We start from the raw sequence: 21,912 nt of genomic DNA, 5'->3' as shown, positions 1-21,912 counted from the left end.
GCGGCGTCAGCGGCGGAGCCGTAGTCCTTGGGGAGCGGTGTGGAAACCGGCCTCGGCGAGCGCGACGGCGAGCGGGTGCGAGGAGGAGAGGGCGCCCCCGCCGTCGATCGTGGCGATGGTCAGCCCGCTGACCGAACCGCGGCGGACGGCGGTGACGAGGGCGCGGGCCGCGGCGGGCCAGACCACGTCGGGGGCGGCCTCGGGCGGCATCTCCATGGTGAGGGCCCGGCGGCCACCGCGTTCGAGGTAGAGCGCCAGGGCGCCGTCCACCAGGACGACCATGGAACCGGCCTTGCGCGCGGGACGGTGCGAACCCTCGTCGTCGCCGCGCTCGGGCCAGGGCACGCTCGCCCCGAACGGGCTCGCCGGGTCGGTCGCGGCGAGCAGGACGACCTCGGGGCCCGCGTCGGGTCCGTCGGACGAGGACCCGGGCCGGCGCTCGTGGCTGAGGGCACGGAGCCGGTCGATGGCTCCGCTGCTGCCGAACTGCGCGGCGCCGAGCCCCTCCACGACATACCCGCGGCGGACCCGCCCGACCTCCTCGGCCCCGGACAGCACGCGGTAGACCCCGGCGAACCCGCCCGGCACGCCCTCGGCCACGACCGAGCCCCGGGTCAGCACGCCGTAGCGGTCCAGCAGCTGCTCGGCGCCCGCCAGCGCGCGCACCGTCGGGTCCGTCTCGACGGCGGGGAGGAGCGACCACCGGCCGACGGTGGCCGGGGGGCCGGACCGCGTGGGTCGTCCGGGGCGGGAGGCGCCACCACCACGCGAGGCCGCCAGGCCCACCGAGGTACGTGACCAGCGGCCCGTGCGCGAGGGGGCACGTCGCGCCTTGTGGGTGGTCCGGCCACCGGCGAGCAGCGCCCGGACCGGGGCATAGGTGTCGGCACTGACGCGGCCGGTCCACACCAGCTCCCACAGGGTGCCGGCCAGCTGCTGGTCGTCCAGCGAGCCGACGGCGTCGCTGAGGGCACGGAAGAAGTAGGCGCCGCCGGCCACCCGCTCCAGCACCTCGAGCACACCACGCGCGGTCTCGCCCAGCTCGTCGGTCGACGCCTCCTCGGCCGCCCCGGCCGACCGCTCCGGGGCCGGCGTCATCGTCAGGTGCGCGGTGTCCGCCAGGTGCAGGGAGATCCAGCCGTCGTCGCCGGGCAGCGACCCGTGACCCTGCCACAGCACCTCGCCCGCGCTCATGAGCTCGTCGAGCATCGCGGGGGAGTAGTCGACGACCCGGGCCGGCAGGACGAGCGACTCCAGGGCCGAGGCGGGGATCCGGGCCCCGGCCAGCTGCTCCACCGCGCGCACCGTGCCGTCCAGCCCGCGCAGCTCCCCGACCGACTGCCACCGGGGCAGGAACCGCGCGTAGGTGGCCTGGGTGACCGGCTCCACCTCCTGCCGCAGGGCCGCCAGGGAGCGGCGGCGCAGCAGCCGCAGCACCTCGGCGTCGCAGACGTCCTCGTCGCCGGTACCGGACGGGGCCAGGGCGCCCACCACCAGCCGTCCCGACGACACCTGGCGCCGCACGGCGTCGCGGACCACCGCCGTGCCGAGCCCGAGGCGGGTCGCCAGCGACCCGACCGTGAAGGGGGTGTGGGTGCGCGCGTGCCGGACGACGAGGTCGCCGAGCGGGTCCTCCACGCCCTCGAGGAAGGTCGCCGGCACCCCGACCGGCATCGCGACCCCCAACGCGTCGCGCAGGCGCGCGGCGTCCTGCGCGTCGGCCAGGCGCTGCTCGCCGGCGATGCGCACCTCGATGACCCGCCGGGAGTCCAGGAGGGAGGCGATCCAGCTCTCGACGTGGTCCCTGCCCTCCTCGGTCGTGCGCTCGGCCACCTCCAGCCGGCTGAGCGGTCCGAGCACCCGCAGGAGGTCCACGACCTCCTCGGGGTCGCGGGCCTGCCGGTCCGGGGCCAGTCGCTGCAGCTCGGCCCCGGTGCGGGCGACCACCTCGGGGTCCAGCAGGTCGCGCAGCGCGGCGCCCTCGCCGCGGCCGAGCAGCTCGGCGAGCAGGCCGGCGTCGAGGGAGAGGGCCGCCGCGCGCCGCTCCGCCAGCGGCGAGTCCCCCTCGTAGAGGAACTGCGCGATGTAGCCCATGAGCAGTGAGGAGGCGAAGGGGGAGGGGCGCTGGCTGACCACCGAGACCAGCCGGACCTCACGGGCGGCGAGGCGCCGCATGAGCTCGCGCAGGGCGTCGACGTCGTAGACGTCCTGGACGCACTCGCGCACCGCCTCCAGCACGATGGGGAAGGTGGGGTAGCGGGCAGCCACCTCGAGCAGCTGGGCGGAGCGCTGCCGCTGCTGCCACAGCGGCTGCCGCTTGCCGGGGTTGCGGCGGGGCAGCAGCAGCGCCCGCGCCGCGCACTCCCGGAAGCGGGAGGCGAACAGCGCCGAGCCCCCGATCTCCTGGGTCACCAGGTCCGCGACCTCGTCCGGGTCGAGGGTGAGCAGCTCGGCGATCTCGGCGTCCAGCCGGGCCGCCTCCGAGCCGCCTCCCCGAGCGCCGCCAGGGCCACCGCTCCGGGAGCCGTCCGTCGCGTCGTCGGCAGGGCCGGGGCCCTCGGGGTCGTCCCAGCCCCCGAGGTCGGGCAGGCGCAGCACGATGCCGTCGTCGGCGGCCAGCGCCTGCACGTCGGTGCCGAAGCGCTCCCGCATCCGCGCGGCGAGGCACAGCGCCCACGGGGCGTGCACGGGGCTGCCCCACGGCGAGTGCACCACCACGCGCCAGTCGCCGATCTCGTCGCGGAAGCGCTCGACGACGAGGGTGCGGTCGTCAGGCAGGTGGCCCACGGCCTCGCGCTGGTCACCCAGGTAGGTCACGAGGTTGTCGGCGGCGAACCCGTCGAGGCCCTGCTCGGTGAGCGCGCCCAGCGCGGCCTCGCGGGGCTGCCCGGCGATCCGCCGCACGAACTCGCCGACCGCGGCCCCCAGCTCGGCGGGACGCCCGAGGGACTCCCCCTTCCAGAAGGGGAGCCGGCCGATCTGTCCCGGGGCGGGGGTGACCAGCACCTGGTCGTGGGTGATGTCCTCGATCCGCCAGCTCGTCGTGCCCAGGGTGAACACGTCCCCGACGCGGGACTCGTAGACCATCTCCTCGTCCAGCTCGCCGACCCGGCGACCGGGACCCTCGCCGGTGGCGAGCATCACGGCATACATGCCGCGGTCGGGGATGGTGCCCCCGGAGGTGACCGCCAGCAGCTGCGCCCCACGACGCGCGCTGAGGGTGTCGGTCACCCGGTCCCAGACGATGCGCGGGCGCAGGTCGGAGAAGTCCTCGCCGGGGTAGCGTCCGGCCAGCATGTCGAGGACGGCGTCGAACAGGGAGCGGGGGAGGGCGGCGTAGGAGGCGCTGCGCCGCACGAGCTCGAAGAGGTCCGTGACGGACCAGTCCTCCATGGCCAGCACGGCGACGACCTGCTGGGCCAGGACGTCGAGCGGGTTGGTGGGGACCGCCAGCTGCTCGATCGCGCCGCGGCGCATGCGGTCCACCACGACGGCGGTCTGCACCAGGTCGGCCCGGTGGGTGGGGAAGAAGACGCCGTGGCTGGTGGCCCCGACCTGGTGGCCGGCCCGACCCACCCGCTGCAGCCCGGAGGCGACGCTGGGCGGGCTCGCGACCTGGACGACGAGGTCGACCGCTCCCATGTCGATGCCCAGCTCCAGGCTGCTGGTCGCCACGACGGCCGGCAGCTGGCCCGTCTTGAGGGCGTCCTCGATCTGGGCGCGCTGCTCCTTGCTCACCGACCCGTGGTGGGCGCGGGCGAGCACGGGTGCGGCGCCGCCGCTCGCGCCGGACTGCGCCATGACCTGCGCCGGGGTGCGTGAGGTATGCCGCCCGCCGTCGCCTCCCGGGCCGTCGCCGTCACGGTCGCGGTCGTCGTGGTCGTCGTGGTGGTCGCGGTGGTCGTCGTGGCCCCCCTCGCCGGGACGGGAGTGCCGGTCCTCCCACTCCTCGTTGAGCCGTGAGGTGAAGCGCTCGGCCACCCGGCGCGAGTTGGTGAAGACGAGCGTGGAGGTCTGCCCCGAGACGAGGTCGGCGACCCGGCGCTCGATGTGCGGCCAGATGGAGGCACGCTCCTCGGGGTCCGCGGCCGGTGCCCAGACGTCCTCGTCCTGGTCGGCGCCCGTGCCGTCGAGGTCCGGCAGGACCGGGCCCGCCCCCACGGACGGCGGGTCGTCGTCGAGCTCCGGCAGCACCGGACCCTCGCCCACCTCGACCGGCTGGGCCTCGTGCTCCCAGTCCGCGCTCCCCGGCGGCGGGGTGCCGCTGCGCGCCGCGACCTCGGAGCCCGGGGCGTCCGGACGGTCGGCGGCCCCGGGGTCGGCCATGTCGGGGATCGGCACGACGACCTCGAGGTCCCAGCTCTTGGTGGACGGTGGCTGGACGGTGGTCACCGGTCGCCCGCCGGCCAGGTAGCGGGCGACCTCCTCGACCGGTCGCACGGTCGCGGAGAGCCCGATCCGCTGGGCCGGCCGCTCCAGCAGGTGGTCGAGGCGGTCCAGGGTCAGGGCCAGGTGGGTGCCCCGCTTGGTCCCCGCCACGGCGTGGACCTCGTCGACAATGACCGACTCGACCCCGGTGAGGGCGCTGCGGGCCTGCGAGGTGAGCAGCAGGAAGAGGGACTCCGGCGTGGTGATGAGGATCTCCGCGCCGTTCTTGGCGAAGGCCCGCCGCTCGGCGGCCGGGGTGTCTCCCGAGCGCACGGCCACCGACACCTCGGGCGCGGCGGCCCCGAGCCGTCGGGCCGCGTGGCCGATGCCGACGAGGGGGGAGCGCAAGTTGCGCTCCACGTCGACGGCGAGCGCCTTGAGCGGCGACACGTAGAGCACCCGGCACCGGCCCCGCTGCTCGGCCGGGGCGTCTCCCGACGCTGACGGCGACCCCTCCGCGGTCGGTGTCCGCCCGCCGGACGGGGAAGGAGTCCCTGGTCGGGGCCCGCTGACGATCCGGTCGATGGCCCACAGGAAGGCCGAGAGGGTCTTGCCCGACCCGGTCGGTGCCACGACCAGCGTGTGCTCACGACGGCTGATGGCGTCCCAGGCCCCCAGCTGCGCGGCGGTGGGGCCGGCGAAGGACGCCTCGAACCAGGCCCGCGTGGGCGCCGAGAACCGACCCAGCACCGTCGCCGGGTCCGGGGGGTCGGGGCTGCTGTCCCGCTGCTGGCTGCCGGTCACGCGGTCACTGTGCCACGCGCCACCGACAGACGCCGTCGAGGCTCAGTCCATCGTGCTGGTGATGGGGGCGTCGTCCCCCCGCTGCGGCACCAGACGGCGGCGCGTCGAGGTCACCAGCCGGTTGCCGTAGGCCCCGGTCACCGGCGGCATCTCGGGACGCTCCATCTCCTTGCGCACGTGGTGGTCGGTCCGGTGCTCCGGGCGCCACAGCTTCAGCGCGACGAGCAGCTTCTGCCACCAGGCCAGGTTCTGCTGGGTGCTCACGAGGTTCCTCCAGGACGCCGGGACGGATGCTTCGACCCTCATCCTCTCATCCCGGCCCCCGCCGTCCCAGACCTCTCCGGCACGAGGCGGTACGGCATACCTCCGGCCACCGTCGCGGGGGCCTTGACGTGCACGGAAAAGCGGTGGAGGTGTGTCGGGCGGGCGTCCTAGGCTGGCCCTCGCCATGCGCGACTTCCCACCCACCGTCACCGCCTGGACCCCTGCCTCGACGCAGCCGGGTCGTCGGGCCGGCATCGGCGTGCCCGACACCCGCGGGCCGGTGCGCTTCCTCTGGTGGCTGGTGCGCCAGCAGCGCGACCTCGTGCTCGTCGGCTGCCTGTGCAGCCTGCTGTGGATGCTGCCGACGGCCCTGACGCCCTGGGTCTTCGGCCAGGCCATCGACGAGGGGATCATCCCCGGCGACAGCACCCGCACCGCCCTGTGGTGCGGGGTGCTGCTGCTCGTCACCCTCGTCGGCGCCAGCAGCGGCGTCTTCTACCACACCGTCGTCGTGCGCTCCTGGCTGTACGCCGCGTACGGTCAGACCCGCCTCGTCACCCATCAGGCCACCCGGCTGGGGCACGTCCTGCCGCGCCGGGCCCCGACCGGCGAGGTCCTGAGCGTCAACGGCAGCGACGGCGACCAGTTCGGCCAGTTCATCGAGATCTTCTCGCGGCTGGTCGGCAATGTCGTGGCCTACCTGCTCGTCGCCGTCATCGTGCTGCAGATCTCGGTGCCGCTGGGGCTCGTCGTCCTCCTCGTCGCACCGGTGCTCGTGCTCATCTCCTCGGTGCTGCTGCGCCCGCTGGCCGCCGCCCAGACGCGCGAGCGCAGCCGGGACTCCGAGCTGACCTCGATGGCCACCGACATCGTCGCCGGGCTGCGCATCCTGCGCGGGATCGGCGGCGAGCGGATCTTCGGCGACAACTACGCGCGGCAGAGCCAGCGGGTGCGCCGCGCGGGCGTGCAGGCCGGCGCCTGGGGAGCCTTCGTCGAGGGTGTGGGCGTCCTGCTCTCCGGGCTCTTCGTCGTCGCGCTCATGGTGCTCGGCGTGCAGCGGGTGCGCGCCGGCGACATCGAGATCGGCGAGCTCATCACCTTCCTGGGGTATGCCCTCTTCCTCGTCCAGCCCATCCGCGTCGTCTTCGAGGCGGCCCAGCAGATCACCCGCTCGGTCGTCTCGGCCCGCAAGACCGTCGGGGTCTTCGGCACCACCGACCCGTGGCCGCAGCGGGCGCCGCTCGAGCCCGACCAGCTGCGCGCGCTGGCGGCCGGCGAGCTCCTCGACCAGGCGTCCGGCCTCCGGGTGCGCCCCGGCCGGCTGACGATGGTCGTCAGCGCCCTGCCCGACGACAGCGCGCGCCTGGCGGACCGGCTCGGTCGCTACCTGCCTGCCGGTGACACCGTGCCGGCGGGCGACGACGAGGCCACCGGCCGGGCCGCCCGCCGGGCGGCCGCGGAGCGGGCGCGGGTCCGGACCGAGCTCGAGGCCCGCGACACCCGGCGCGCCCACGGGTCCTGGGGCGTCACGCTGGGCGGCACCGACCTGGCCGAGCTGCCGCTGGACCAGGTGCGCTCGCTCGTGCTCGTCAGCGACACCGCCGCGCACGTCTTCGCGGGCACCCTGCAGGAGGCGGTCGACCCGCACCGGACGCTGAGCCGGGAGCAGGCCGAGGCCGCGCTGCACGCGGCGGCGGCCGAGGACGTCTACGACATCCTCCCAGGCGGCTGGCAAGGCGTGCTCGACGAGCGCGGGCGCGGCCTGTCCGGCGGGCAGCGGCAGCGGCTCGTCCTCACCCGGGCGCTGGCGGCGGACCCGCCGGTGCTCGTGCTGGTGGAGCCGACCTCGGCGGTGGACGCGCACACCGAGGCCCGGATCGCCGACCGGCTGCCCGGTCACCGACGGGGTCGCACGACCGTGGTCATGACCGCCTCGCCGCTGCTGCTGCACCACGCCGACGAGGTGGCCTTCCTCGAGGACGGCCGGGTGGTCGCCACGGGGACGCACGACGACCTCGTCGCCGGGCACGCGGCATACCGCGCCACCGTGCTCCGGGGCGAGGCCGGCGACCGGGTGACGACCACCGGCGAGGCGCCCGGTCGCCCGAGCGACGGGACGACCACCGACGCGACCACGACCACGACCACCACGACCACCACGACCGGCACCAGGGAGGTGACGCCATGACCAGCCTGCTCGACCCCGACCTGCGCGAGCGCTCCGCGCGCACCTGGCGCGACGCCGACGGCAATCCGCCTGCCCCCGTCGTGCCGGACCTCCTCTGGCCGCCCGCACCAGGGTCGGTGGGGCTGCGCGAGCGGCACCGCCTGCTGTGGCAGCGGCACGCGCTGCGCCGCGAGCGGGCCCGCGCCCACCTCATGACCGCCCTCGACCCCGACCGCGGCATGCCCGTCGCCACGTCCGGCACGGTCATGGCCTACCTGCGGGGCCTGCTGCGGGAGCGGTCCCGTCTCGTCGTGCTCGTCACCCTCGCCAACGGCCTCGCGGCAGCGGCCGGGCTGGCCGTGCCGCTGCTGCTCGGCGACCTCGTCGACGCCGTGGCCCGGGCCGGGGGAGACCCCGCACCCGGGGCGGTGCGCGACCTCGTCCTGCTCGTGGTCCTCCTCCTCGTCGCCCAGGCGGTCCTCACCTACGCCGCGAAGGGGCTGGCGGCCGTCCTCGGCCAGGGCGTGCTCGCGCAGGCCCGCGAGCACGTCATCCGGGCCGTGCTCCGGCTGCCGCTGGGCAAGGTCGAGTCGGCCAGCACCGGTGACCTCGTCACCCGGGTGACGCGCGACGTCGGGTCGATGAGCGGGGCCGTGCGCTGGGCGCTGCCCGAGTTCATCATCGGCGTCGTCACAGTGCTGCTCACCGTGGTCTTCATGGTCCTCAACTCGTGGGCGCTGGCGGTGCCCACCCTGGTGACCGCGTCGCTCTCGCTGTGGCAGGTGCGCCGCTACCTCCAGCAGGCCCCGGCCGGCTACCTCCTGGAGGGCGCGACCTACAGCGACATCAACACCACGCTCACCGAGACCGTCGAGGGCGTCCGGACGGTCGAGGCCTACCGGATGCAGCACACCCGCCGCTCGGTCTGCGTCGACGACATCGAGGTGTCCTCGCAGGCCGAGCGCTACGGCCTCGTCCTGCGCAACGTGCTCTTCGCGGTCATGGACATGGCCTTCTCGCTGCCGCGGGTCATCACCCTCGTCATGGGCGCCTGGCTTTACTCGACCGGCGCCGTGACCCTGGGTCAGCTCACCACCGCCATGCTCTTCATCGAGATGTTCTACGCACCCTTCGACCGGCTCGTGGGCACCATCGACCGGCTGCAGGTCGGGGTGGCGTCGACCACGCGTCTGCTCGGCATCGCCGAGGTGCCTCCCGACCGGACGCCGGGCGAGGACCGGCCCGAGGGCAGCACGCTCGTGGGGCACGACCTGAGCTACGCCTACCGGCCCGGCTACGACGTGCTGCACGGCATCGACCTCACCCTGGAGCCGGGGGAGCGGCTGGCGATCGTCGGGCCCTCCGGGTCGGGCAAGTCGACCCTGGGCCGGCTCATCTCCGGCATCCACGCCCCCACCGGCGGCACGGTGACCGTGGGCGGGGTGGAGGTGACCGAGCTGCCGCTGGAGCTGCTGCGGACCGAGGTCGCGCTCGTCACCCAGGAGCACCACGTCTTCCGCGGATCGGTGCGCGACAACGTCGAGCTGGCGCGCGACGGCACGGGCGAGGACGGGGTATGGCGTGCGCTCGCCACCGTGGACGCGCGCGGCTGGGTCGAGGCGCTGCCGCAGGGCCTGGACACGGTGCTGGGCTCGGGCCACCACGAGCTGACCCCGGCGCAGGCGCAGCAGATCGCGCTGGCCCGGCTCATCCTGGCCGACCCGCACACGCTGGTCCTCGACGAGGCGACGAGTCTCATCGACCCGCGCACGGCACGCCACCTGGAGGGCTCCATGAACGCCCTGCTCACCGGGCGGACCGTCGTCGCCATCGCGCACCGGCTGCACACCGCCCACGACGCGGACCGCATCGCGGTCGTGCAGGACGGCCGGGTCGTCGAGCTCGGCAGCCACGACGAGCTCATGGCGGCGGACGGGGAGTATGCCGCGCTCTGGCGGGCCTGGACCAGCTGAGCCTCGGTCGACGTCCCGGGGTCCGGCGACGACCGGACGGTCGCGCCCCGCCTGTGGTGTGATGGGCACATGGCAGGAGCCGGGTTCAGCGCTGCCGAGCGCGAGGCGATGAAGCAGCGCGCCGAGGAGCTGCGCACCACCAAGGGGCTGAAGGGTGCGGCCAAGAAGGCGCGCGAGCTCGAGGCGTGCCTGGACGCCATCGACGCCCTCTCCGGCACCGACCTGGAGCTCGCGACGATGCTGCACCGCATCGTCACCGAGGTGGCGCCCGACCTGACCCCCCGCACGATGTACGGCTTCCCGACCTATGCCCGGGAGGGCCGCACCGTGGTGTTCTTCCAGCCCGCGTCGAAGTTCGACACCCGCTACGCCACGATCAGCTTCGACGAGGCGGCCGCCCTGGACGACGGCGTCATGTGGGCGACGTCCTACGCCGTCCTGGAGGCCGACGAGGAGGTCGAGCGGACGGTGCGCCGGCTGCTCCGGAAGGCGGTCGGCTAGGCCGCGGACCGGGCAGGCGCACCGCGGCCGGGTCAGTCGTCGGGGCGGTCCTCGGAGCGCTCGGTCGACGGGGCGGCCGGCCGCTCCTCGGCCCGGTCGACGCCGAGGTGCTGGTGCTGCGGCTGCTCCTCGTGGCTGCCGGCGTGCCGCTCCTCCACGGTCGCCAGCCTGCCCAGCGTGCGCGGGCGCAGCCGGTCGTCCGCCTGGCGCCGGAGCCGTCGCGGGTTGAGGCCGTGCTGGGCGTTGTACCCCTTGACGATGGCGGCCCGCAGCTCGCCGGCGGTGGTCGCGGGGTCGTCGGCGTCGTGGACGATGGTGTCGACCAGGCCCTGCGCCTTGAGGTCGAGGGCGGAGGCCTTCATGGTCTCCAGGGTCATCCCGACCTGCTCGACCGTGGGGTTGGCCACGCTGTAGAGGATCGAGGCCGTCGAGCGCGGCTCGGACACGAAGCCCAGGGCGCTGTCGAGCATGATGGTCTCCCGGCCGAAGGGCGTCGTCGCCAGACCGCCCCCGGAGCCCATGGCCCCCGAGATCACCGAGATCGTGGGGTAGGGGTGGGAGGCGGCGCGCTTGATGCTCTGGGCGATGGCGCGGGACTGGCCGCGGCGCTCGGCGGCCATGGACGGCATGGCGCCGAGGGTGTCGGTGAAGAAGACGATCGGCAGGTCCCACCGCTCGGCGGCGGTCATCATCCGCACGGCGTACTCGAAGTCCTCCGGGCTCGGGTTCGCCGGGCGCTTCCCGACATACCCCCCGGAGATGGTGTAGGACGGCTGGTCGCCGATGACCATGAAGGACTGGCCCCCGAGCGTGGCGAGCGCGGCGATGATGCTCGGGTAGGCCTTCTGGTCCTCGAACCGGACGTGGTTGTAGAACGGCACCGCGGCGTCGAACACGTGCCGCAGGAAGTACTCGGTGTCCAGGCGGCCGGCACCCGCGGCGATCTCGTTGTAGCGCGCCATGAGCGAGTCCCGCGTGCTGGCGCTGTCGCGGTCGCGGCGCTCCCGGGGGATCTCGACCGACTGCTCGACCTCCTGACGGTCCCACAGCGCGGCGGAGAAGCCCTCCGGCCCGGCCGTCACCGTCCGCGACCCGGTGCCGGTGCCCGGCTCGTCCCGGTCGCCGACCTTGAGCCGGTGCGTGTGCCGCCCCGAGGTGAGGACCTGTCCGATGAAGGTGATGAGCTCCTCGACGTCCTTGACGAGCACGTCGACGTTGCGGTCGAGGTAGTTGGCCTCGGCGCTCTGCAGCCCCCGCGGCACCTCGCGGCCCTCGAAGGTCTCGATGACGCGTCGCCCGGCGAAGCCGTAGTCGGTGCCCTCCAGCGCCACGATGAGGTCGGCGACCGGCACGGCGCTGGCCGACATGCCGCCCCACACCTGGCCCGCGAGCACCGAGATGTAGGGGCGGTTCGTCGTGTGCTGGAACTTGTTGGCGGCGGCCGCCATGCGCTGCATCTGGACGAGACCGAGGACGTTCTCGTGCTGCCGGACGCCGGAGGAGGCGCCCATGCTGATGAGGGGCAGGCCCTCACGCTCGGCGAGCTCGGCCGCCTGCACGAACTTCTCTCCGGCCACCTCGCCCAGGGAGCCGGCGAAGAACGACCAGTCCACGACATACACGACGGCGCGCTCGCCACCGAAGTGGCCGATGCCGAAACGGGCGGACTCGCTGGTGCCGGAGCGGGCCTCGGCGTTGCGCAGCTTGTCCGTGTAGCGCTCGATGGTGTCGCCGACCCGACGTTGCAGGCCGATGAGGTCGTCGACGACCCGCAGGTGGCCGTACCGCTCCTGCAGGTTCACCGCCTCCACGAAGGTCCTGGCCGCCTGGGTAGGGTTGAGACCGGGTCGGGACTCGTAGAGGCTGGCCACCGTGCGGGGGACGACCGGGCGACGGTCCAGCAGGTCCGGGGTGACCCCACCCTCGCCGTAGACGTCGTCGACATCGACGTCGGAGTCCGCCGGGTCGGGGGTGTCGCGGGGATCGGCCATGGGGTGGAACGCTAGCAGCAGGGCACCCTCCGACCCGACAGGACGGACCGCTGATAATGGGCCGGTGCTGTCGGTGCTGGAGGGGTTCTCGCTCATCGCTGCGGTCGTCGCCGTGGGGTGGCTGCTGGCGCAGACCGGCATCTTCGGCCGCGACGAGCAGCGGATGCTGGCGCGGCTGACGTTCTGGGTCGGGTCCCCGGCCCTGCTCTTCCTCATCGTGGCGCGTGCCGAGCTCGGGGTCATCTTCTCCGGCTTCCTCGTCGCCACCGTCGCCGCGACCGCCGCGTGCGCGGTCGTCTACCTCGTGCTGGCCCGCCGGGTCCTGCGCCGGCGGTGGGCCGACGCCGTGCTGGGTGGCATGGCGGCCAGCATCGTCAACGCCAACAACCTCGGTATCCCCATCGCCATCTACGTCCTCGGCGACGCCTCCTGGGCGGCCCCCGTCCTCTTCATGCAGCTGCTCTTCCTGCAGCCGGGCTGGCTGGCCGCCCTCGACGCGACGCGGGCGGGGCACGTGTCGTGGGGCCGGGTGCTGCGTTCCCCGGTGACCAACCCGCTCACCATCGGGACGGTGCTGGGGCTGCTCGTCAACCTCTCCGGATGGCAGCCCCCCGACCTGCTGCTGGCGCCGGTCGAGCTCGTCGCCGGGGTCGCGGTGCCCTGCATGCTCCTCGCCTTCGGCATCTCGCTGCGCCTCTCCCCGCTGCCCGGGCGCGAGGGCGGGCTGGCCGAACCGGTCGCCGTGGTGCTGGTCAAGCTGCTCGTCATGCCGCTGGTGGCCGGGCTGGTCGCCGGCCCCGTCCTCGGTCTGCAGGACGCGGAGGTGCTGGCGGCCGTCGTCATGGCGGCCCTGCCCACGGCGCAGAACGTCTACGTCCTCGCCCTCGCCTACGGCCACGGCGAGCGGATCGCTCGGGACGGCGTCTTCCTCACCACGGTCCTCTCGCTGCCGGTCATGCTCGTGGTCATGGCGGTCCTCGGGTGACCTAGCCTGGAGGTATGCGGTTGAGCGAGTTCTGGGACCTCGTCGAGCAGGAGTTCGGCTCCGGCTACGGCGCCGTCGTCACGCGGACCCAGTCGCTGGGCAGCCTCGGGGGGCGCACGGCCGACGAGGCGCTCGAGCAGGGGGAGTCTGCCCGCCGGGTGTGGGAGGCCATCTGCCGCGACATGGATGTGCCCCCCGAGCACCACTACCTGCCGGACCCGCCCGCTCCGGACGAGCGGTAGCCGACGGCCCTGCTCCGGGCGGACGCGTGGCGGGTCTGGGTCGCTCCCCAGCGCTCACGCCCGCGAGGCATGATGGCTCCATGTCGCAGCAGGAGGAGGAGCTGACCAGGGCCGCCTACGACGCCGTGGCCGACCTCTACGCCGACACCTTCACGGCGACCGAGCCCGAGCAGCCGCCGGAGCTCGCGATGATCGACCACTTCGTGGCGCTGCTCGGCGACGGGCCGCGTGTGCTCGACGCCGGCTGCGGTGCCGGGCGCATGCTCCCCCGGCTGGCGGCGCGCGGGTGCCGGCCGTGCGGTGTCGACCTGTCGCCGGAGATGGTGCGCCGGGCTCGCGCCGACCACCCTGCATACCCGTCCACGACCGGGAGCCTCGCCGACCTCGACGTCGCCGACGAGACCTTCGACGGGGTCTTCTCCTGGTACTCGACCATCCACACCCCGGACGACCACCTCGACGCGGTGCTGGCGGAGCTGGCGCGGGTGCTGCGCCCGGGGGGTCACCTCCTGCTGGCCTTCCAGGTCGGCGAGGGCGCGCGCGACATCGGCGCGGTCTTCGCGGCCCACGGCCACCGGGTCTCCCTGACCAGGTACCACCGCGGTGCCCAGGACGTCGCAACCCGGCTCGAGGGGCTGGGTATGCCGGTGGTCGCCCGGCTGGAGCGCGGCCCCCTCGGCTCGGAGCAGGACCCCCAGGCGGTGGTCATCGCCCGGCGACCGGCGAGATGAACCGGCACGGTCGAGACCACGCCAGCCACACTGAGCACACGCTGCGCCGATATGTCCGTGGGACGGCGAAATAACCCGTGCAGCTGGGCACATCCCCGCGCCGTGGTGCGCGTGAGCCCAGTGTGACGCGAGGGACACGGGACCTCCGCGCTCGGGCTGGTTCGCCCTCCGCCGGCGGGCCATCGACCGCGAGCTGTCTGACCGGGCCGCCTCGGCGGGACCGGCCACCCTGGGACCGGGCCGTTCTCGGCCTCAGGCTGGGCCGACGGAAGGTGCCGTGGCACGACGTGGTCGGGTTCCGACGACAGGGCCGCGACCTCGACGTCCCGTCCCTCCGGCTGGGGGACGGCTCCGAGGTGCCCCTGACCGTGCCCGGCGACCAGCTGGCCGAGCTGCTGGCCTACGCCCCATCGCGCCTGCGCGACGCCGAGGTCCGCCACGGCAGCAGGACGGTCGAGATCCGCAGAGGGCTGAGGGATGCGGGTCAGGCATAGATAGCACGCCACCGCGCAGATCACGCCAGCCACACTGAGCACACGCTGCGCCGATATGTCCGGAGGACGGAGAAATAACCCGTGCAGCTGGGCACATTCCCGCACCGTGGTGCGCGTGAGCCCAGTGTGACGCGAGGGACACAGGACCCACGCGCTCGGGCTGGCTCGCCTCCGTCGGCGGGCCATCGACCGGCGAGCTGTCTGACCGGGCCGCCTCGGCGGGACCGGCCGCCCTGGGACCGGGCCGCCCTCGACGGAACCGGCCGTCATCGGACTGCGTCGTCTTCGGCGAGACCCGCCGCCATGGGGCCGGCCCGACCTCGGCGAGACCGGCCCGCCCTCGGGCCGGCCCGACCTCGGCGGGACCGGCCGCCATGGGGCCGGCCCGACCTCGGGCCGGCCTTCAGACCAGGTCGCGCTCGAGCAGGACCTCGGCCAGCTGCACGGTGTTGAGGGCGGCGCCCTTGCGCAGGTTGTCGTTGCTGATGAAGAAGACGAGGCCGCGGCCGTCCGGCACCGACTGGTCCACCCGGATGCGCCCGACGTAGGACGGGTCCTGACCGGCGGCCCGCAGGGGCGTGGGCACGTCGGCCAGCTCGACACCGGGCGCGTCGGCCAGGAGCTCACGGGCCTGGTCCGGCGTGATCGGCTCGGCGAACTCGGCGTGCACGGCCAGGCTGTGGCCGGTGAAGACCGGCACCCGCACGCAGGTGCCCGAGACGGCGAGGTCGGGGATGCCGAGGATCTTGCGCGACTCCTGGCGCAGCTTGATCTCCTCGGTCGTCTCGTCGTCGGCGCCGAGGTCACCGGCCATGGGCAGGACGTTGAAGGCGATGGGGGCGACGTAGACCCCGGGCCGCGGCATCGACACCGCGCCGCCGTCGTGGGTGAGCGTCTCCACCGGCACGTCACCACCGAGGGTGGCCCGCGCCTGGTCGGCGAGCTCGGTGACGCCCGCCAGCCCGGAGCCGGAGACGGCCTGGTAGGTCGCGACCCGCAGCCGCTCGAGACCGGCCCGGGCGTGCAGCGGACGCAGGACCGGCATCGCGGCCATGGTCGTGCAGTTGGGGTTGGCGACGATGCGGCGGCCGCCCTCGCCCAGGGCGAGCCCCAGGTCGTCGGGGTTCACCTCGCTCACCACGAGCGGCACGGCGTCGTCCATGCGCCAGGCGGAGGAGTTGTCGACCACCACGGCCCCGGCCTCGGCGAACCGTGGTGCGTGCTCCCTCGACGCGCCGCCCCCGGCGGAGAACAGCGCGACGTCGATGCCCGAGAGGTCCGCGGTCGCGACGTCCTCGACCTCGATGTCGCGCGCCACGTCATACCCGGGTGCGCCGGCGGCCGACCCGGCCCAGGCGAGCGTCGTCCCGGCGGAGCGGGCGGAGGCGAGGTAGCGCACCGAGGCGACCGGGAAGTCCCGCTCGGCGAGCAGCCGCCGCATGACCGCACCCACCTGGCCGGTGGCGCCGACCACCGCGACGTGCAGCCGCCGCCCCCGCGCGCCGCTCTCCGGCTGCTCACCGCTCATCGCGCTCACCGCCCCGTCCCGCCGTAGACCACGGCCTCGACCTCGGTGTCCAGGTCGAACGCCGTGTGCACCGCCCGGACCCCGGCCTCGAGGTCGGTCTGGTCGCAGATGACCGAGATCCGGATCTCGGAGGTGCTGATCATCTCGATGTTGACCCCGGCGTCCGCGAGCGCGGAGAAGAGGCGGCTCGCCACCGAGGGGTTGGAGCGCATGCCCGCCCCGACCAGCGACAGCTTGCCGACGTGGCTGGTGTAGAGCACGTCGGAGAAGCCCATCTGCTCCTGCAGGCCGCGCACCGCGGCCACCGCCGTCTGGCCGTCGGTCTCCGGGAGGGTGAAGGAGATGTCCGACGTCTCGGCGTTGGAGGTCGAGACGTTCTGGACGATCATGTCGATCGACACGCCGGCCTCGGACACGGCCCCGATGACCGCCGCGGCGGCGCCGGGCCGGTCGGGGACGCCGACGGCGGTCACCTTGCCCAGGGACTTGTCGTGGGCGATGCCGGAGATGATGGGCTCTTCCATGGTGTCCTCCGTGAGGGGTCGCCCGACCAGGATCCAGGTGCCTTCCTGGTCGGAGAAGCTGCTGCGGACGTGCAGGGGCACCTGGAAGCGGCGGGCGTACTCCACCGCGCGCAGGTGCAGGATCTTGGCGCCGTGGGCCGCCATCTCGAGGGTCTCCTCGATGGTGATGCGGGTGACCCGGCGGGCGCTGGGCACGATGCGGGGGTCGGCGGTGTAGAGGCCGTCGACGTCGGTGTAGATCTCGCACACGTCGGCCCCGAGGGCCGCCGCGAGGGCCACCGCCGTGGTGTCCGAGCCGCCGCGGCCCAGGGTCGTGATGTCGTCGTCGGTGGAGATGCCCTGGAAGCCGGCCACGATGGCGACCGCGCCGTCCTCCAGGGTGCGGCGCACCCGGTCGGGCTGGACGTCGAGCAGCCGGGCCCGCCCGTGTGCGGTGTCGGTCCGCATGCCCGCCTGGGCGCCGGTGTAGCTGCGGGCCGGTACCCCCAGCTGCTCGATGGCCATGGCCAGCAGGGCCATGGAGATGCGCTCACCGGCGGACAGGAGCATGTCCATCTCCCGCTCCGGGGGCGTCCCGGACGCGATCTGCCCGGCCAGGTCGAGCAGGTCGTCGGTCGTGTCGCCCATGGCGGAGACGACCACGGCGACGCGGTCTCCGGCGCGGTGCGCGGACACGACGCGCTGGGCGACGCGGCGCATCGCCTCGGCGTCGGCGACGGAGGACCCGCCGAACTTCATCACGAGCAGAGCCATGGGACTTCCTGAGCAGGGGTATGACGTGGCAGCCGGACGGCGGCGTCCTGGCCGGGGTGCGGTGAGCCAGTCTAGAGGGAGCGGGCGGGGTCCCTTGACGCCGGGGAATCCCGTGCCCGGCGCCGTGGACCGGTGCGGGGCGGGCGGGGCATACCCTCGGGTGCATGGATGACGAGGACCGGATCGCGCTGCTCATCGACTACGAGAACCTCGCGCTGGGCTCGCGCGACCACCTGGGGGTGCCCTTCGACCTGCGGCCGGTGGCCGACGCGCTCGCGGAGCGGGGCAGGGTGGTGACGCGACGGGCCTACGCGGACTGGTCCTACTTCGACGAGGACCGTCGGATGCTCACCCGCAACCACGTGGAGCTCATCGAGATGACCCAGCGCATGGGCGCCTCGCGCAAGAACGCCGCGGACATCAAGATGGCCGTCGACGCGATCGAGACCGCCTACGAGCGTGACTACATCACGACCTTCGCCATCTGCACCGGGGACAGCGACTTCACCCCCCTCGTGCACAAGCTGCGCGAGCTCAACAAGCGGGTCATCGGCTTCGGCGTCCGCGACTCGACGTCGACGATGCTGCCCCCGGCGTGCGACGAGTTCCTCTACTACGACGACCTCGACGGGGTGGTCCCGGCCGGGGCCGGCGCACCACGGGGCGACACCTCCACGGGCCGGGGTCGGGGCCGCGGGCGCGGCGGCCCGACCAAGGGCTCCGCGACACCGCCGGCAGAGCCGGCCGCGCCGGAGCCCCAGCCCGAGCCCGAGCACGAGGAGACGGAGGAGGAGCCCACCACGGACCTCGCCTCGCTGGTGGCCCAGACCGTCTCGGGGCTGCAGCGCAGCTCCGGGGGAGCGGTGACCGCGTCCGTCCTCAAGCGCACCCTGGTGCGCAAGGACTCGACGTTCTCCGAGGCGGCCTACGGCTTCCGCGCCTTCGGCGAGCTGCTCGACCACCTCGCCGGGCGGGGCATCATCGAGCTCAGCCCCGGTCCGGCCAAGGGCGACCCCGAGGTGACGCTGCCCGAGGAGGGTGGGCGGCAGGAGGCCTTCGCGCTGCTGCGGCAGACGGTGGCCGAGCTGGACGACGGCTCGGGCGTGGAGCTGTCCGGGCTCAAGGACCACGTGCGGGCCCGTCGCGAGGGGTTCTCGGAGAAGCCGCTCGGCTACGGCTCGTTCCTGCAGTTCTGCAAGGGCGCGGCGGCGGCGGGGCTGGTGAAGCTCACCCGTCGCGGGACGGGGTACGTCGTCACGGTGGTCTGAGGGTCGACCCCGGCCGGCGGGGGCCGCGACACGCGCGGCCCCCGCTGCGTGATGTCGTACAGGTTTTCGATTACGGTGTCCACATGGTGTCGCCGACCGGCACCGTCGTCCACAGAACGGTGGGTGGACGGCGAGGTATGTCGGGGGTGGCGCCTAGCGTCTGACGCAGACATCGGATCGCCCACCGGGGGAGGTCCGCGGGTCGGTCGAAGGTAGGCGCGCCCGCCACGAGACGAAGGAGCACCGCATGGCACAGGCCAGCAAGACGAGCAGGACGACCGGGGTCGACACCGACCGGTTCAGGGCTCTCGACACGGTGATGGCCCAGATCGAGAAGCAGCACGGCAAGGGCTCGGTCATGCGCCTGGGGGACGAGGAGCGTCCCCCGATCCAGGTCATCCCGACCGGGGCCATCGCGCTGGACGTCGCGCTGGGTGTAGGCGGGCTGCCCCGTGGTCGTGTCGTGGAGATCTACGGCCCGGAGAGCAGCGGGAAGACCACGGTCGCCCTGCACGCCGTGGCCAACGCCCAGAAGGGCGGCGGCATCGCGGCCTTCATCGACGCCGAGCACGCCCTCGACCCGGAGTACGCCAAGAAGCTCGGTGTCGACACCGACGCCCTCCTGGTCTCCCAGCCGGACACCGGTGAGCAGGCCCTGGAGATCGCCGACATGCTCATCCGCTCCGGCGCCCTCGACATCATCGTCATCGACTCGGTGGCGGCCCTGGTGCCGCGTGCGGAGATCGAGGGCGAGATGGGGGACAGCCACGTGGGTCTGCAGGCGCGGCTCATGAGCCAGGCCCTGCGCAAGATCACCGGCGCCCTGAGCACCACCGGGACCACGGCCATCTTCATCAACCAGCTGCGCGAGAAGATCGGTGTGATGTTCGGCTCGCCGGAGACGACGACCGGCGGCAAGGCGCTGAAGTTCTACGCCTCGGTGCGCATCGACGTGCGACGCATCGAGACGCTCAAGGACGGCACCGACGCGGTCGGCAACCGCACCCGGGCCAAGATCGTCAAGAACAAGGTGTCCCCGCCGTTCAAGCAGGCCGAGTTCGACATCCTCTACGGTCAGGGCATCTCCCGCGAGGGTGGTCTCATCGACATGGGGGTGGAGCACGGCTTCGTCCGCAAGTCGGGAGCCTGGTACACCTACGAGGGCGAGCAGATGGGGCAGGGCAAGGAGAACGCCCGGCAGTTCCTCAAGGACAACCCGGACATCGCCGACACCATCGACCGCAACATCAAGACCAAGCTCGGCATCGGCGCGGCCCCGGCCGCCGAGGACCTCCCGGACGGCGTGGACCCGGTCACCGGTGAGGTCTCGGTCGACTTCTGATGTCCGGCGCAGACCGGCTGTCCGCGGCACGTGAGGCGCTGGCCGAGGCCGAGGACGCCGCCAGCGTCTACGGGCTCGGCGCGGCCGGCGTGCAGCGGTCCGGTCGGACCAAGCCGTCGGGAGGGCGGGGCACGTCCTCGCCCGGGCCGGCCGTCTCGTCGTCCGAGCCCGACCCCCACGCCGTGGCTCGCAAGATCGTCCTGCGCCAGCTCGCCATGGGGCCGCGCACCCGCCGCCAGCTCGAGGACAAGCTGCGCGACCGCGACTGCGACCCTCAGGTGGCTGCCCGCGTGCTGGACCGGATGAGCGAGGTGGGGCTCGTGGACGACGAGGCCTACGCGGAGATGTACGTCCGGTCCAAGCAGGAGACCAAGGGCCTGGCGGCGACCGCGCTGCGGCAGGAGCTGCGGCAGAAGGGCGTGGCGGACGAGCTGGTGGACGCCACCCTGGAGGACATCGACCCGGAGCAGGAGAAGGAGCAGGCGAGGGCCCTGGTGGCGCGCCGGCTGCGCTCCATGCGGGGCCTCGGCCGCGAGGTCCAGACCCGTCGGTTGGCCGCGTTCCTCGCCCGCAAGGGCTACGGCGCGGGGGTGTCCTACCAGGTCGTCCGGGAGGCGCTGGACGACCTGCCCGAGCACGGGAGGGACTGAGCCTCCAGGGCGCGGTGCGAGGACGTGACCTCGTCGGGCGGCTACTCGTCCTCGCCGCGCTGGGGCTCGTCCGAGGGCATCCACTCCACCTCGGTGAGCTCCTCGTCGTCCTCGTTCAGGTAGTGCATGGCCGACTCCTCGGGGGAGTCCCAGCTGGTGGTCCGGCACTCCCGGGCGATCTCCCGGGCCTCCCCGTCCGGGCGGTGCCGGTCGGCCCACCGCGGCGACTCCTCCTGACGCTCGCGCTGGGCGATGCTCTCCTCGTGGGACTGCTCGTCCGCCGTCACCCCGAACGCCGACGAGCCGACGTAGTGCTCGCCGGTCTGGTAGCCGCGGTCCAGCACGTCGCCCTCCCCGTCGAGCGTGTCCTCGGGCTGCAGCTGGTCCTCCGCGTCGATGCTCCACACCCCGAGGTCGTCACCGATGGTCTCGCGGTCGGCCTGGTCGCTCATGGCGGTGCTCCTTCGCTCGCGGCTCCTTCGCTCGCGACTGCTGTGGCACACAGTAGCGCCGGGACGCTCCCCGCGGCAGCCCGAGCCCGGACCGTGGAGCAGACTGCGCGGTATGACCTTCGCCGTGCTCGTCATCGCCGCCGTGGCGCTCGGTGCTGCCCTCCAGCGGGTGGCCGGCATGGGTCTCGGGATGAGCGTGGCCCCGGTGGCCTCGGTGCTCATCGGACCGGTGGCCGGCGTCATGGTCTCCAACGTCGCGGCGATCGTGGCGGCGGCGATCCTCGCCGTGATGCTGCGCGGCGACGTGGACTGGCGCCGGTTCCGCACGCTCGTGCCGCTGCTGCTCGTCGGCTCGCTCGCCGGGGCCCTCGTGGTGCGGCACGTCCCCGTCGCCGTGCTGGACGTCGTGCTGGGGGCCAGCGTGCTGGTCGCCATCACCGCCGTGGTGGGCACCCGTCGCCAGCCGGCGGTGACCGGTCGCGGAGCGGTCGTCGTCTCGGGCGCGGTCGCCGGGTTCATGAACACCACCTCCGGTGTGGCCGGGCCGGCCATGGCGGTGTACGCCGTCGCCTCCCGCTGGGACCAGCGCTCCTTCGCCGCGACCCTGCAGCCGATCTTCCTGCTGGCGAACACCGCCTCGGTCGTCATCAAGGTCGCGGTGGGCGCCACCCCGTCCGGCGGCGTCGTGCCCGCGTGGACCTGGGTGGTGCTGTGCGCCGCGGTGCCGGTCGGCATCTGGGCGGGCTCCGCCGTCAGCGACCGGGTGAGCCTGCGGACGGCCCGCCGGGTCGCCATCGCCGTCGCCGCGACGGGGGGTCTGGTCGCCCTGGTCCGGGGCCTGCTGACCTGGCTGGGGTGAGCTGCGCGGCGCGTAC

General features: G+C 73.8%; 17 protein-coding genes. 11 read left to right on the top strand and 6 right to left on the bottom strand.

Features of this window, described 5'->3' with window-relative positions; translation table 11 throughout:
• Positions 1–6: 6 nt before the first annotated feature.
• The gene (locus AVL62_RS00590) at positions 7–5,172 is read right to left on the bottom strand and encodes a DEAD/DEAH box helicase (protein WP_058889752.1); all 5,166 of its coding nucleotides are present in this window, start codon (positions 5,170–5,172) and stop codon (positions 7–9) included.
• A gap of 42 nt (positions 5,173–5,214) precedes the next feature.
• A complete protein-coding gene (locus tag AVL62_RS00585) occupies positions 5,215–5,436 on the bottom strand; it encodes a hypothetical protein (protein ID WP_058889751.1) in 222 nt (73 codons plus the stop codon).
• A 184-nt stretch (positions 5,437–5,620) separates the two neighbouring features.
• Between AVL62_RS00585 and AVL62_RS00580 the strand changes: the two genes are divergently transcribed.
• The 3 genes from AVL62_RS00580 (at position 5,621) to AVL62_RS00570 (ending at position 10,077) form a co-directional block, all read left to right on the top strand.
• On the top strand, positions 5,621–7,624 hold the full coding sequence (locus AVL62_RS00580) for an ABC transporter transmembrane domain-containing protein (protein WP_083518563.1): 2,004 nt from the start codon (positions 5,621–5,623) through the stop codon (positions 7,622–7,624).
• Positions 7,621–9,576, top strand: coding sequence for an ABC transporter ATP-binding protein (locus tag AVL62_RS00575; protein ID WP_083518562.1), 1,956 nt, complete (start codon positions 7,621–7,623; stop codon positions 9,574–9,576). The genes AVL62_RS00580 and AVL62_RS00575 overlap by 4 nt, the downstream gene beginning before the upstream one ends.
• Before the next feature lie 69 nt (positions 9,577–9,645).
• The gene (locus tag AVL62_RS00570; RefSeq protein WP_058889750.1) at positions 9,646–10,077 is read left to right on the top strand and encodes a hypothetical protein; all 432 of its coding nucleotides are present in this window, start codon (positions 9,646–9,648) and stop codon (positions 10,075–10,077) included.
• Between the two features lie 32 nt (positions 10,078–10,109).
• Here AVL62_RS00570 and AVL62_RS00565 read toward each other — a convergent pair whose 3' ends face one another.
• Positions 10,110–12,068: a carboxyl transferase domain-containing protein gene (locus tag AVL62_RS00565; protein ID WP_058889749.1), complete on the bottom strand. Its 1,959-nt coding sequence runs from the start codon at positions 12,066–12,068 to the stop codon at positions 10,110–10,112.
• A 64-nt stretch (positions 12,069–12,132) separates the two neighbouring features.
• On the opposite strand from AVL62_RS00565, the gene AVL62_RS00560 reads away from it, so the two are divergent.
• From AVL62_RS00560 to AVL62_RS00545, 4 genes are all read left to right on the top strand, one after another.
• The gene (locus AVL62_RS00560; protein ID WP_058889748.1) at positions 12,133–13,053 is read left to right on the top strand and encodes an AEC family transporter; all 921 of its coding nucleotides are present in this window, start codon (positions 12,133–12,135) and stop codon (positions 13,051–13,053) included.
• Positions 13,054–13,067: 14 nt separating this feature from the next.
• A complete protein-coding gene (locus AVL62_RS00555; RefSeq protein WP_058889747.1) occupies positions 13,068–13,295 on the top strand; it encodes a DUF3046 domain-containing protein in 228 nt (75 codons plus the stop codon).
• A gap of 80 nt (positions 13,296–13,375) precedes the next feature.
• Positions 13,376–14,026 carry a class I SAM-dependent methyltransferase gene (locus tag AVL62_RS00550; RefSeq protein ID WP_058889746.1) on the top strand — a complete coding sequence of 217 codons (651 nt, stop codon included), beginning with the start codon at positions 13,376–13,378 and terminating at the stop codon, positions 14,024–14,026.
• Positions 14,027–14,298: 272 nt separating this feature from the next.
• The gene (locus AVL62_RS00545; RefSeq protein WP_058889745.1) at positions 14,299–14,520 is read left to right on the top strand and encodes a hypothetical protein; all 222 of its coding nucleotides are present in this window, start codon (positions 14,299–14,301) and stop codon (positions 14,518–14,520) included.
• A gap of 403 nt (positions 14,521–14,923) precedes the next feature.
• Here the strand turns inward: AVL62_RS00545 and AVL62_RS00540 are convergent, their stop codons facing one another.
• Positions 14,924–16,048, bottom strand: a complete 1,125-nt coding sequence (locus AVL62_RS00540; RefSeq protein WP_058889937.1) for an aspartate-semialdehyde dehydrogenase — start codon at positions 16,046–16,048, stop codon at positions 14,924–14,926.
• A 5-nt stretch (positions 16,049–16,053) separates the two neighbouring features.
• A complete protein-coding gene (locus tag AVL62_RS00535) occupies positions 16,054–17,325 on the bottom strand; it encodes an aspartate kinase (protein WP_058889744.1) in 1,272 nt (423 codons plus the stop codon).
• 164 nt (positions 17,326–17,489) lie between these two features.
• Here AVL62_RS00535 and AVL62_RS00530 point away from each other — a divergent pair, with 164 nt between their 5' ends.
• The 3 genes from AVL62_RS00530 (at position 17,490) to AVL62_RS00520 (ending at position 20,585) form a co-directional block, all read left to right on the top strand.
• Entirely contained in the window at positions 17,490–18,593 is a 1,104-nt protein-coding gene (locus AVL62_RS00530; RefSeq protein ID WP_058889743.1) for an NYN domain-containing protein, read from the top strand.
• Between the two features lie 319 nt (positions 18,594–18,912).
• The gene (recA, locus tag AVL62_RS00525) at positions 18,913–19,935 is read left to right on the top strand and encodes a recombinase RecA (RefSeq protein ID WP_419177476.1); all 1,023 of its coding nucleotides are present in this window, start codon (positions 18,913–18,915) and stop codon (positions 19,933–19,935) included.
• Positions 19,935–20,585: a regulatory protein RecX gene (locus tag AVL62_RS00520; protein ID WP_058889741.1), complete on the top strand. Its 651-nt coding sequence runs from the start codon at positions 19,935–19,937 to the stop codon at positions 20,583–20,585. Before recA ends, AVL62_RS00520 begins: the two co-directional genes overlap by 1 nt.
• A gap of 41 nt (positions 20,586–20,626) precedes the next feature.
• On the opposite strand, the gene AVL62_RS00515 is transcribed toward AVL62_RS00520, so the two are convergent.
• Positions 20,627–21,037 carry a hypothetical protein gene (locus AVL62_RS00515; protein ID WP_058889740.1) on the bottom strand — a complete coding sequence of 137 codons (411 nt, stop codon included), beginning with the start codon at positions 21,035–21,037 and terminating at the stop codon, positions 20,627–20,629.
• Positions 21,038–21,149: 112 nt separating this feature from the next.
• On the opposite strand from AVL62_RS00515, the gene AVL62_RS00510 reads away from it, so the two are divergent.
• Positions 21,150–21,896, top strand: a complete 747-nt coding sequence (locus AVL62_RS00510; RefSeq protein ID WP_058889739.1) for a sulfite exporter TauE/SafE family protein — start codon at positions 21,150–21,152, stop codon at positions 21,894–21,896.
• Positions 21,897–21,912: the final 16 nt, after the last annotated feature.

This window comes from Serinicoccus chungangensis (genome assembly GCF_001483745.1).
GTDB lineage: Bacteria > Actinomycetota > Actinomycetes > Actinomycetales > Dermatophilaceae > Ornithinicoccus > Ornithinicoccus chungangensis_A.
The sequence above is the reverse complement of the archived record's forward strand: the minus strand, read 5'-3'. Positions and strand labels throughout refer to the sequence as shown.

Excerpts from the sequence above, each read along its gene's own strand:
- AVL62_RS00580 (WP_083518563.1), top strand. The coding sequence starts at position 5,621 with ATGCGCGACTTCCCACCCACCGTCACCGCCTGGACCCCTGCCTCGACG.
- AVL62_RS00575 (WP_083518562.1), top strand. The coding sequence starts at position 7,621 with ATGACCAGCCTGCTCGACCCCGACCTGCGCGAGCGCTCCGCGCGCACC.
- AVL62_RS00570 (WP_058889750.1), top strand. The coding sequence starts at position 9,646 with ATGGCAGGAGCCGGGTTCAGCGCTGCCGAGCGCGAGGCGATGAAGCAG.
- AVL62_RS00565 (WP_058889749.1), bottom strand. The coding sequence starts at position 12,068 with ATGGCCGATCCCCGCGACACCCCCGACCCGGCGGACTCCGACGTCGAT.
- AVL62_RS00555 (WP_058889747.1), top strand. The coding sequence starts at position 13,068 with ATGCGGTTGAGCGAGTTCTGGGACCTCGTCGAGCAGGAGTTCGGCTCC.
- AVL62_RS00550 (WP_058889746.1), top strand. The coding sequence starts at position 13,376 with ATGTCGCAGCAGGAGGAGGAGCTGACCAGGGCCGCCTACGACGCCGTG.
- AVL62_RS00540 (WP_058889937.1), bottom strand. The coding sequence starts at position 16,048 with ATGAGCGGTGAGCAGCCGGAGAGCGGCGCGCGGGGGCGGCGGCTGCAC.
- AVL62_RS00535 (WP_058889744.1), bottom strand. The coding sequence starts at position 17,325 with ATGGCTCTGCTCGTGATGAAGTTCGGCGGGTCCTCCGTCGCCGACGCC.
- AVL62_RS00530 (WP_058889743.1), top strand. The coding sequence starts at position 17,490 with ATGGATGACGAGGACCGGATCGCGCTGCTCATCGACTACGAGAACCTC.
- recA (WP_419177476.1), top strand. The coding sequence starts at position 18,913 with ATGGCCCAGATCGAGAAGCAGCACGGCAAGGGCTCGGTCATGCGCCTG.
- AVL62_RS00520 (WP_058889741.1), top strand. The coding sequence starts at position 19,935 with ATGTCCGGCGCAGACCGGCTGTCCGCGGCACGTGAGGCGCTGGCCGAG.
- AVL62_RS00515 (WP_058889740.1), bottom strand. The coding sequence starts at position 21,037 with ATGAGCGACCAGGCCGACCGCGAGACCATCGGTGACGACCTCGGGGTG.
- AVL62_RS00510 (WP_058889739.1), top strand. The coding sequence starts at position 21,150 with ATGACCTTCGCCGTGCTCGTCATCGCCGCCGTGGCGCTCGGTGCTGCC.